At 40.7% G+C, this 6,454-nt stretch carries 11 protein-coding genes; 10 read left to right on the top strand and 1 reads right to left on the bottom strand.

Translation table 11 applies throughout. The features are described from left to right. Positions 1-142: 142 nt before the first annotated feature. Positions 143-922, bottom strand: a complete 780-nt coding sequence (locus GBN19_RS03495; RefSeq protein ID WP_375707847.1) for a LexA family protein — start codon at positions 920-922, stop codon at positions 143-145. Between the two features lie 4 nt (positions 923-926). Here GBN19_RS03495 and GBN19_RS03490 point away from each other — a divergent pair, with 4 nt between their 5' ends. The 10 genes from GBN19_RS03490 to GBN19_RS03445 all read left to right on the top strand — a co-directional run bounded on the left by GBN19_RS03490 (position 927) and on the right by GBN19_RS03445 (position 6,452). Further along, entirely contained in the window at positions 927-1,157 is a 231-nt protein-coding gene (locus tag GBN19_RS03490; RefSeq protein WP_151777187.1) for a transcriptional regulator, read from the top strand. A gap of 68 nt (positions 1,158-1,225) precedes the next feature. Continuing rightward, positions 1,226-1,726, top strand: coding sequence for a phage regulatory CII family protein (locus GBN19_RS03485; RefSeq protein WP_151777186.1), 501 nt, complete (start codon positions 1,226-1,228; stop codon positions 1,724-1,726). 46 nt (positions 1,727-1,772) lie between these two features. Beyond that, positions 1,773-2,483 carry a phage antirepressor KilAC domain-containing protein gene (locus GBN19_RS03480; protein ID WP_151777185.1) on the top strand — a complete coding sequence of 237 codons (711 nt, stop codon included), beginning with the start codon at positions 1,773-1,775 and terminating at the stop codon, positions 2,481-2,483. Beyond that, on the top strand, positions 2,480-3,343 hold the full coding sequence (locus tag GBN19_RS03475; protein ID WP_151777184.1) for a hypothetical protein: 864 nt from the start codon (positions 2,480-2,482) through the stop codon (positions 3,341-3,343). The genes GBN19_RS03480 and GBN19_RS03475 overlap by 4 nt, the downstream gene beginning before the upstream one ends. Beyond that, the gene (locus GBN19_RS03470) at positions 3,340-4,161 is read left to right on the top strand and encodes a hypothetical protein (RefSeq protein WP_151777183.1); all 822 of its coding nucleotides are present in this window, start codon (positions 3,340-3,342) and stop codon (positions 4,159-4,161) included. The genes GBN19_RS03475 and GBN19_RS03470 overlap by 4 nt, the downstream gene beginning before the upstream one ends. After that, positions 4,158-4,709, top strand: coding sequence for a hypothetical protein (locus GBN19_RS03465; RefSeq protein ID WP_151777182.1), 552 nt, complete (start codon positions 4,158-4,160; stop codon positions 4,707-4,709). Before GBN19_RS03470 ends, GBN19_RS03465 begins: the two co-directional genes overlap by 4 nt. Further along, positions 4,706-5,074 (top strand): hypothetical protein, encoded by a 369-nt coding sequence (locus tag GBN19_RS03460; RefSeq protein ID WP_151777181.1) that lies wholly within the window; start codon positions 4,706-4,708, stop codon positions 5,072-5,074. Before GBN19_RS03465 ends, GBN19_RS03460 begins: the two co-directional genes overlap by 4 nt. Positions 5,075-5,171: 97 nt before the next feature. After that, the gene (locus GBN19_RS03455) at positions 5,172-5,396 is read left to right on the top strand and encodes a hypothetical protein (protein ID WP_151777180.1); all 225 of its coding nucleotides are present in this window, start codon (positions 5,172-5,174) and stop codon (positions 5,394-5,396) included. Continuing rightward, positions 5,393-5,977 (top strand): hypothetical protein, encoded by a 585-nt coding sequence (locus tag GBN19_RS03450; RefSeq protein WP_151777179.1) that lies wholly within the window; start codon positions 5,393-5,395, stop codon positions 5,975-5,977. The genes GBN19_RS03455 and GBN19_RS03450 overlap by 4 nt, the downstream gene beginning before the upstream one ends. Then, positions 5,970-6,452: a RusA family crossover junction endodeoxyribonuclease gene (locus GBN19_RS03445; protein WP_151777178.1), complete on the top strand. Its 483-nt coding sequence runs from the start codon at positions 5,970-5,972 to the stop codon at positions 6,450-6,452. Before GBN19_RS03450 ends, GBN19_RS03445 begins: the two co-directional genes overlap by 8 nt. The last annotated feature ends 2 nt before the right edge of the window (positions 6,453-6,454 follow it).

The following is a 6,454-nucleotide window of genomic DNA, read 5'->3' as shown; positions in this document are numbered from 1 at the left end:
ACTGGAATCATAACCATATCGCCAATTTCTTTAGAGAGCTCTTTAACCTCTTGCGGTGTTAGTGTTAGCTCCGTACCTGCATCAGATGCGTTATTAATCTTTTCAATAATCTTATTGATTGGTAATTCAAAATTATTCATTTCTATATTTTCCTATATAAACCAACAACTTTACCAACTAAACGACAGCCTTCAGTTAGCTTAATAATTTTATCTGGCCAATTGGGGTTTAGTGGCTCAAGGTACTTCTCACTACCTTCAATGATGAGCTTTTTAAAAGTTGCCTCTGTATCTCCAGCACAAGCAACAATCACTAGATCATTGGTTTTTAGGTCAAAGGTTTGAATGTCAGGATTAACATAAATTCGATCTTCAGGTTCAAACTTTGGAGACATGGAATAACCAGTCACAATAAGTCCATAACCATTTTTCCCACAGTCTTTGTTAGGTGGAAGGTGTTCATCAATTTCAGCATCTTTTAGTACTGTTTCAATTGGTCCAAATGAGCCTGCAGCTACCCAAGAAATAACAGGAACTGGACGACCTTCCAAAGCAATTTTTTTATTTATATCAACATTATTATCAAGACTAATACCATGATCTAAATAGCTAATATCTGTATTTAACGCATCGGCTAGAGTTTTTAATTTTTCTTCTCTTGGTTTGGCTTGGCCAAGCGTGTATCTACGAGCCATTTCATAGGTTACGCCTATAGCATCTTTCAGTTGATTAACAGTTTTGATGCTAGAGCCATCTTGTTCCATTAATTCTTTTAGCCTTAACGAAAAATCAAGGTATTTCGGTTCAGACATTTTAGGCTTTCCATTTTCTACGCAAGGTAGAATTTTATCTTTTATTTTTAGTTGCACCAATTCTATTTTTGGTAGTATATTGTCTTCTACTTTTAGTAGTGAATTGTGCATAATTATGACATCCCCAGTAGAAGCATTTGAGAAAGCGATTTCTATCGCAGGATCGCCAGCAGCATTGGCGCGTGGCATTGGTATTACTCCTTGGGCCTTAAGTAAATGGAACACCTCAAAAATCCCTGCTGAGCGTTGTGAGCAAATTCAGGCATTCACGAACAATCAAGTTCTCGTTGAACAGCTTCGCCCAGATATCAATTGGGCATATTTGCGATCAATTAAGACCAAGTAGCTATCTGTTAATTCATTCTCACAAAAAGACATTCACCCGTAAACGTGAATAAAAACAGGAATTCACATATGCAAGACATAAAACTAAGCAAAGAAGCACGAACAGCGCTTCACAAAATGGTGCACCAGTCACCAGGCATTGAGCCAAAAAACATTGCTGACATGTTGGGCGATTCACACAAAACCGTTTTGAACTATGCCAACCCAAATATGGATCAGCATTTGCCGAGTCTCAAAAAAGTTGAAGCAATGCTGACCTACACCCAAAACCCAGCATTAGTAAAAGTGTGGGCGCACAAATTAGGTTACATGCTTGTACCTGCTCACCAAGCTGAGGAAAAAGATCATCAAATCAGTGTTCTTGAATCGCTGCTACACGTGAATATCTGGAATGGTCAAATCAACAAACATGTCCACGATATTTTAGAAGATGGGGTGATTACGCCGTCAGAACTAGAAGATACGCTACAAATTATCGCATCCATCAAAAGTGATCTTGCTGCGTTTGAGAATGCGGTGAAGAAAGAGGCAGAAGTCTATTTATCAAGACTCCAAACAGAAAAAGCCTGATGTGCAAGATCAGGCTTTTAACGTTGATAACCAAAAAGGAAATCAAATGAACATGATCATGTTACCACAAAATAGAACCATGTCGAGCAAAGACCTACTTGAAGTTATTAATCAAGTTCGTCAGGGCATGGGTGAACCTCTTCTTCGCTTGAACAGTTTCAATGCAAAAATTGAAGATGAACTGGATGGGGAGAACTACACAAAAAATGTAGTTCAAAATTCAAACAATACAGAGTCGGTAATTTTCGAGCTAACGCTTGAGCAATGCATGTTGATTGGCATGCGCGAATCAAAATCAGTTCGCCGTCATGTAATGCAAAAACTTAAAGCGTTGGAAGCAGGGCAGCCACGTGAATTGTCACGCCGTGAAATTCTCCAGTTAGCACTTGCTGCAGAAGAAGAAAACCAAGCGCTGAAAGAGCAAGTTGCTTTGCTTGAGCCTAAGGCGCAGGTGGTAGATGCAATTGCAGATACAACAAGCACATTCACGATCCGCGAAACCGCTAAAACCATTGGTGTGCCTGAAAAGACACTTGTTCAGTTCATCTTAGATAAACGCTGGGTATATCGAGAAAACAGCAAGCATCGCCGTTTATGCGCGTATTCCACGGCGATTGAAAAAGGCTTGATGGTCAACAAGGTGACTCAGGTCATTTCGTATGAAGAAGGCGACCACGTTTACACACAGGCACGTGTCACAGCGAAAGGCTTAACACGTTTAACAGCAATGATCAAAAAAGCAGGATTGAAGCAATGAGTCATTATTCAACATTAAAAGGGCTTGGTCGTGCAGTTGCTTACTATCCTGCCGTTGGTCTTGCATTAGGTAATCCACTTGCTGGCATCATGTTGTCCCAATTGATCTATTGGAATGACAAGACGGAGAACAACCTTGGCGTTTATAAGACGGCTGAGGAATGGACAGCGGAAACAGGTTTAACGTACAGCCAACAGCGTACAGCACGTAAATTACTACGTGAACTTGGGATTTTGATTGAAACAGAAAAACGCTTAGAACATAAAATTTTTTATAAATTAGATATTCCTGTATTCGATGCTTGGTATCAAACCCATGTAATTAAAGACCAAATTGGCGAAATGCAAAACCCGATTTCCCGAAATGAAGATTTAGCGTTCGGGGATAAGCAAAACCTTAATTCGGGGTCGTCAAATCATCAATCCGTTATACACAAGATTACTTCAGAGATTACTTCAGAGAATAAAAAAATATATAAAAAAAGTCGATCAACAGTGGATGGTTCTGAGAAACCTCAAGCAACGAAATTTGATTTCAAAGCGGCAATCATTGAAAACGGCGTATCTGAAAAAACAGCAACTGAGTTCATGCAGGTTCGTAAGGCGAAAGGCGGTGTTAGCACTGAACGAGCTTTTACGCTTCTTGTGAAACAAATCGAAAAAGCAAAGCTGACTTTTGCTCAAGGCATCGAGTATTGCTTGAACCGCCAAAAGCCGTGGGCAGCGTTTGAAGCTGAGTGGTATTTCAATGAGCAAAACCGTACTGCGCAGCAACAGCAAACTGCACAGCCATTCCAACGCCGTTTTGGTAATACACAGCAAGCGCCAGTGATGCGTGACATCGTGGGAGAGTGCCAATGAGTAATATTCAGGTTTTTAACGAAGAACAAGAATTTAAAGATATTTTAGCTGTGAATTTTCCTGTTCAAATTGCTGAGCAAATTTTAGAGCACATGGAAAAGCTTTTCGGTGCTGAATTTCATGCAATGCATCAACACATGGGTAACCAAGAGCTTTTAAATCTTACGTGTGCAGTTTTAAGCGGATTGAAAACGCAGGACTTACGCCGTGGCATTGATCGCTTAAACACTGAAAAACGCTGTCCCAAGTTGAGCGAGTTCCGTAGCTGGTGTGGTAGTGAATGGTTTGGCGCAAACGAAGCGTGGGCAATGGCACTTACATTCACCAACGATCGTAAGGCTCAAATCACATGTGCTGCAAAACAAGCTTTGGATCAAGTCCAGCACATCATTCAAACCGAAGGGTTAAAAAGTGCAGGTTTTGCATTTCGTGAAATTTATGCTCGTACTGTGAGTGATCTAAAAGAATTAGGGGCAGTTCAAGAGTTTTGGGAGAACAAGGCATTAGATAAATCTAAAAATCTGCTTTCATGCACTTCACCAGAAAATCGTAACCGTGCGATTGAAGGACTCTCTGATCATCAAAAACGTGTTGTTTCTCGTCAGTCTGAGTTGATGTCACAAGGGCTATCAGCTAAAGAGGCTCGTTCTCAAGCACAGAAAGAGCTTGGGCTTAAAACTATTCCAGTGAATAAGCTGCATAACAACACTGTTCATAAACCAAACCATAAGCCTGTGACTGAGTTTCAAACTTTGGTTGCCCGTGGTGTGTCTGTTCAGGATGCGTTTAAACAAGTGAAAAATGGGGTTAAGGCATGATCTACATTTCAGAACAAATCAAAGAAGCGCTTAAAACACTTGCTGAAATCAAACGCCGTCCACCGTATGAGCTTTGCATCGTTAAGTCTGTACTTAACGCTTATCGCAATGATGAACCTCACTGCTTGAAAGCTGAGCTTGATTTAGTGCTTGAGCAGAAGTTTCCGAGATTAAATCGACCTAAGGAAATCATCATCGTACGTGAAAAACCTGCAATGGCAACAGACGAGCAGTATCAGGAATTTGTGGAAGCGGCACGGGCATTCACTGGCGCAATGAAGTTTATGGCAACGCTTGCGAGAATCAATACAACTACGGTTTCACTGATTGCGAATCGTGGGTTTATGCGAGTGCATGAGTATCTGCAATTTCAACCACACTTTTCGACTGTACTTGCTGAGAAGGCTAAGTATTCACAGCCAAAACCAAAGGCTGTACCAAAGCCGAAAGTTAAGAAGCCAAAGAACAACAACGGTCAGAAAGTCATGCGTCAGATTATGAGTGCATCTGTAGCACAAGCTCGGGCGAGAAAAGGAGTGGCAGCATGAATTTAATTGAACAATTGGGTGGGTATGAAAAGGCTAAATTAAAGGCGATTGAGCTTGATTTTAATCTTAATAATTTAGAGTTTCTGGGCGGTGGTAGTCCAAGAGAATCCATGTATGAAAGACTTGATGAATTGGAAAAAGCGCTTCTCCAATACCGACGTGAACATGGGGTTTTTGAAGTTGGGGATAAGGTTTTTTACACAGGTCGGGCTAATGATAATGACTTGTACACTTTAAAAGAGACTTATGACGGACATAACTTTGTTGTTGGTAGTAATGGTACTGATAAAGATTTTTGGACGTTATTCATAGAAGAAATCTGCCACGCCACAGACGAAGAAATCAAAGCGGGGCATCGACTATGACCCCTAACCAATTTCTTTTAGCAATGATCCTTTTAATTGCCTTCTGCGTTATCGCAGGGGCATCGAGTTATGGCGTTAATCATGCGTTGGGGTTTTTATGAGCACAAATATGGTAGCTGAAATCAGTGAGGTTTCAATTGAATACGATAACTATGGTGATCTAAAAGTCTCACTTCAAAGAATAGGGGGTAGCGACCAACTCAAAGTTGAGGTGAATGACCTGATTATCAATATCGATGATCGCATCGCTTTGGAACTGCTTATATGTCTAGCTGAACATTATGACTACAAGTTGATTGATTTGGAGGATGTGGGGGTATGAAAAGTAAATTTGAGCAATGGTTTCAGCAACAGCCTTTTTATTTAAACATGCGGTTTATTTACGGTGATCAGCTTTTTACTTCTGAAAATGATGTTTATCGAGTCCTAGCGGTGCAAATCGCTTGGGCCACTTGGCAAGAACAGCAAAAGCGGATTGACAGCATCAAAACAAAATCAATTGAGCAAGCATTGAAGCTTAGTTCAATGTCCGAAAGAAACAATAAACAAGCTGAAATTATTAAGGAGCAGCGGAAACTGATTGATGAATTGCAATTAAAAGTCAGCGAAGATAGTCGAATTTTGCATAACATCATAAATATTGAGCGAAATAAGTGCGATGGGTTGCAGGCTCGGATTGATGAAGCAATTAAACATTTTAATAATGTTAGAAATTTAGGAAAAGACCATTCAGTTTATCGAGCATTAAAAGCACTCAAAGGTAGCGAGCCTAAAGTGCAAGAACCACAAGCCTGCGACCACATCATGACTGAAAAAACACAATTCGGCGATTTGCAACGTTCTTTCGAGTGCATTTTCTGCGACCACAAGACAACTGAAGCATGGGTGACTAAGCATGAATAATCCAAAATGGGGCAGCTATCGCCGTGCATTCGATAAACCACAAAGCGATAAAAAGACAGTCAACAAAGACCCAGCACCGAAACTCCCATCACATTTGGTCAAAGGTAAAACTTATGAATGCAGCGCTGGTGAGTTGCTGAATTGCAGTATTCAGATTATACCGCCGTCGATCAACAACTATTGGCTGGACTCAGGAAAGGCATGTAAGCGTTTAAGCAAACGCGCCACTCATTTTGTTGAAGTGGTAAAACGCTTTGTACAACCGTTAAATTACGGTGGACATGTTCGGGTTGAGATTAATTACCACATGCCAGACAACAAGATCCGCGACATCGACAACATTTTAAAACCTTGCCTCGATGCTTTAACCAAATGCGGTTTGATTGCAGATGATTCGCAGGTGAAAAGCTTAACAGTGAATGCCCGACCAGTTGTGAAAGGTGGGTTACTTGATATTTGTGTGATGAAGATTTGAGG

The sequence above is a fragment of the Acinetobacter brisouii genome, assembly GCF_008993995.1.
Taxonomy (GTDB): domain Bacteria; phylum Pseudomonadota; class Gammaproteobacteria; order Pseudomonadales; family Moraxellaceae; genus Acinetobacter; species Acinetobacter brisouii_A.
Note: the sequence above shows the minus strand (reverse complement) of the source record. Positions and strands in the feature narration are given on the sequence as shown.